Annotated in this window: 2 protein-coding genes and 3 pseudogenes; 2 read left to right on the top strand and 3 right to left on the bottom strand. The window is 52.8% G+C overall.

Going from position 1 to position 3,667, the window contains the following annotated elements:
• Nucleotides 1-164 (top strand): annotated as a pseudogene (locus QZ506_RS12810) (IS5/IS1182 family transposase); the annotation flags it as partial.
• 471 nt (nt 165-635) lie between these two features.
• Here QZ506_RS12810 and sodA read toward each other — a convergent pair.
• Together sodA and fdhD are read right to left on the bottom strand one after the other, a co-directional pair.
• Complete coding sequence (sodA, locus tag QZ506_RS12805) at nt 636-1,259, bottom strand: superoxide dismutase [Mn] (protein WP_291971529.1); 624 nt, start codon at nt 1,257-1,259, stop codon at nt 636-638.
• A 285-nt stretch (nt 1,260-1,544) separates the two neighbouring features.
• A complete protein-coding gene (gene fdhD, locus QZ506_RS12800) occupies nt 1,545-2,381 on the bottom strand; it encodes a formate dehydrogenase accessory sulfurtransferase FdhD (protein ID WP_291971527.1) in 837 nt (278 codons plus the stop codon).
• Between the two features lie 262 nt (nt 2,382-2,643).
• On the opposite strand from fdhD, the pseudogene QZ506_RS12795 reads away from it, so the two are divergent.
• A pseudogene (locus QZ506_RS12795) lies at nt 2,644-3,527 on the top strand (aldehyde dehydrogenase family protein); the annotation flags it as partial.
• 56 nt (nt 3,528-3,583) lie between these two features.
• Here the strand turns inward: QZ506_RS12795 and QZ506_RS12790 are convergent.
• Nucleotides 3,584-3,667 (bottom strand): annotated as a pseudogene (locus QZ506_RS12790) (lipoprotein); the annotation flags it as partial.

The raw sequence follows: 3,667 nt of genomic DNA, 5'->3' as shown, positions 1-3,667 counted from the left end.
GGCGCTCAGTGGCTGAAACGGCCATGTTCCGGTTCAAAAGGCTTCTGGGTGGTCATCTAAGTCTGAGAGACTACGATGCTCAGGTGGGTGAAGCCATGGCCATGGTCAAAGCGCTTAACCGGATCACGCTATCAGGAATGCCGAACAGTATTCTCATCACGTAACAATCGACCCGTATGGGGCGCAGTCGTTACAAGTTCTGATTTATTCAACAAAGCCAAGCTTATGCTGTGCGATAGGGTGTCAGACTGAAGGCACGTCAGGAAAGCAAGACAAGCTCCGTGTCAGCGTGTGGCTATGTACCGTATTGCACCGTACAAACAGTATTCACCTTCCCATGGTAAAAATCCGGATGGGATAGACTGCCTACTTCAGACAGCAGGGACTGCCATCTGATGCGGTGTTAATCGCCATAATCTGGATACAAGGCATCGTGTGCCGCAAAGGAGGCAGCACAAAACACAGCATGATTTCGGCGAGTTAACCCCGGCAGCATAAATGAAAAATGCGCCTTTAAAAAATTTTTAATTGTTTAAATGTAAGAAAGATGAATCGAGTCAGCGTGTGGAAAGCAAAAAAAACCGAAATAACGAAATGTTATTTCGGTTTTATGCGTTTTATGTCGTCAGGACAAATTATTTGGCAGCAGCAAAACGTGCAGCCGCTTCATCCCAGTTCACCACGTTCCAGAACGCTTTGATGTAATCCTGGCGACGGTTTTGATACTCTAGGTAGTAAGCGTGTTCCCACACGTCAAGTGTGACGATCGGGTAACCGGAAGCGCCAGAAATAGCTTCACCCATTAGCGGGCTATCCTGGTTAGCGGTAGAAACCACGGCCAGTTTGCCGTCTTCTTTCAAGACCAGCCACGCCCAGCCTGAACCGAAACAGGTTGCAGCAGCTTGCTCAAATTTTTCTTTGAATGCATCAACGCTGCCGAAATCGCGTTCAATGGCCGCTTTCAGATCGCCACCCAGCGTGGTGCCCAGTTTCAGTCCTTTCCAGAACATGCTGTGGTTAGCGTGGCCGCCGGCGTTGTTACGCAGTACCGCTTTTTTCTCGGCCGGTACTTTATCCAGTCTGGCGATCAGCTCTTCTGCGGAGAGGCTAGCGAATTCTGGCAGACTTTCCAGCGCTGCGTTAGCGTTATTGACGTAAGCCTTGTGGTGCTTGGAGTGATGGATTTCCATCGTTTGTTTGTCGAAATGCGGTTCCAGCGCGTCATAAGCGTAAGGCAGGGATGGCAGTGAATAACTCATATTTATCATCTCCATAGTTGTACTACTAAATAATCGCGAGCGTGCTTGATCTCGGTTGTAGCGCGCACGTGATAATCAGGTACGGCACGCCTCAAGCGGTAGTGATTAACAAACAACCGTTTGTTAGCGTCGCGTAATCATGAGGTTCATTATAGTTAATTAAATGATCTTGAAAACGATTATTAGCGTCGCCATCGCACGGAGTTCGAGCGTTTGCCCTCGGAAAACAAACGGTTATATCATTGTTGCCTAAGCTAAAAACAGATTAATCTATCCGCAGTGGCCTCATGCGCTGTCGAGCAGGCGCTGCGGATGGGTATAAACGGTTGCCCGGCCTGGGCGGCAAAAGCCCGCCAGCGTCAGGTTACAACGCTCAGCCACATCAATGGCGAGCGACGTTGCCGCTGAAACGGCAAACAGGATCTCGACGCCGCACATCGCAGCTTTTTGCACCATCTCATAGCTGGCACGGCTGGAAACCAACACGGCACCCGAGTGCCAGGGGCGTGTAGCGCGCACACCCAGCAGTTTATCGAGTGCCACGTGGCGGCCAACATCTTCGCAGCCGCCCAAAATAGTCCCTTCACTGGAAAGCCAGGCAGCCGCATGGGTAGAACCGGTCAATTGGCCGATGTGCTGCACGTCTTTGAGCTGCTTTAATGCACCGTCTAGGTGATTCAGCGAGAAGGTCTGCGTAAAGGGTAGCGGTGTGACCGGCTTGCCGATTTCTTCCAACTGTTCGACACCACACACGCCGCAACCGGTGCGGCCGTTCATGGCGCGGCGGCGTTCTTTTAGCCCGGCAAAGCGGCGGCTGGAGAGTTCAATCTGGACTTCAATACCATTGCAGACCGGCTGCACGTCCATGCCGTAAATCTCTTGTGGTGACGTGATGATGCCTTCCGACAGGGAAAAACCTAACGCAAAGGCTTCCAGATCTTTTGGCGTAGTCATCATCACCACATGGGAAATGCCGTTGTACACCAGCGCGACGGGCACTTCTTCCGCCAGCCAGTCCGTTTTGGCCTGAGACAAGCTGCCTTGATGGCGTACCGTTCGCTGGCATGCGCCCTCGAGCGCAGGGATCGCTTCTTCCACGTGATATCCCCATAAGATATTCATTCTGAAGTAGAAAACCATTATTTCACCCCACCGGGTGTGATGCGAGTTTTATCGTGGCACGCGGTGTGTTGCCTGTGGTTCAGGGCACAAAAAGGGGGCAAAGCGTGCTTTTCCTCGGAGAGTCGCTAAACAGCGCGGCAGGAAAGCCGATTTGTGTATACGCTTGGTAGACCGTCCTTGATGTTAGCAATTTTTTGCATATTGTCTCTGTTTTCATCGCGGCCTGGCCGCGTGACCCTACGGCGAAGGACAGGAGACCGCGATGGCACATCACACTGCTGAAGACCGGGTCGCGCCCGGCACCTATGCTTATCCCCTCAATCTGAAAAAGCGCTATGACAACTTTATTGGTGGCACCTAGGTGCCTCCGGTCAGTGGCGACTATTTCATTAACCTGACACCTGACACCTGACACCTGACACCTGTCACCGGGCAACCCCTGTGTGAAGTCGCCAGATCAGGCATGCGTGATGTCGATCATGCGCTGGATGCCGCCCATAACGCCAAGGCAGAGTGGGGCGCGATGTCGGTACAGGATCGCGCCTTGCTGCTGAACCGGATTGCGGATCGCATGGAGGAGAACTTGGAACTGCTGGCGTATGCGTAACCTTGGGATAACGGGAAACAATAGGGGCTGACGTGCCGCTGGCGATCGACCATTTCCGCTACTTTGCCGCCTGTGCCCGCGCGCAGGAAGGGGCGATCAGCGAAATCGACAAGGATACGGTCGCTTATCATTTTCGCGAACCGCTGGGCGTGGTGGGGCAGATTATTCCATGGAATTTCCCCCTGCTGATGGCTTGCTGGAAAATGGCGCCAGCGCCAGCGCTGGCGGCAGGCAACTGCATCGTGCTTAAACCGGCGAAATTGACGCCGCTGTCCGTGCTGATGCTGATGGAACTGATTCAGGATTTATTACCGCCGGGCGTGGTCAACGTGGTGAATGGCTCTGGCAGTGAGATTGGTGAGTATATGGCGACATCGCCGCGCATCGCGAAAGTGGCGTTTACCGGCTCCACTGAAGTAGGGCAGCAAATCATGAGCTATGCGGCGCGCAATGTGGTGCCCGTGACGCTGGAATTGGGTGGGAAATCTCCCAATATCTTTTTTGCTGACGTGATGGACAAAGAAGACAGCTATTTCGAGGCTTTGTTGAATAAATCAGAACCTGTAAAATGACTGCGCCCCATACGGGTCGATTGTTACGTGATGCGAATACTGTTCGGCATTCCTAATAGCGTGATCCGGTTAAGCGCTTTGACCATGGCCATGGCTTCACCCACCTG

Origin of the sequence: Candidatus Symbiopectobacterium sp., from assembly GCF_020054415.1 — a bacterium.
GTDB lineage: Bacteria > Pseudomonadota > Gammaproteobacteria > Enterobacterales > Enterobacteriaceae > Symbiopectobacterium.
This window is presented reverse-complemented; position numbering and strand designations above follow the sequence as displayed.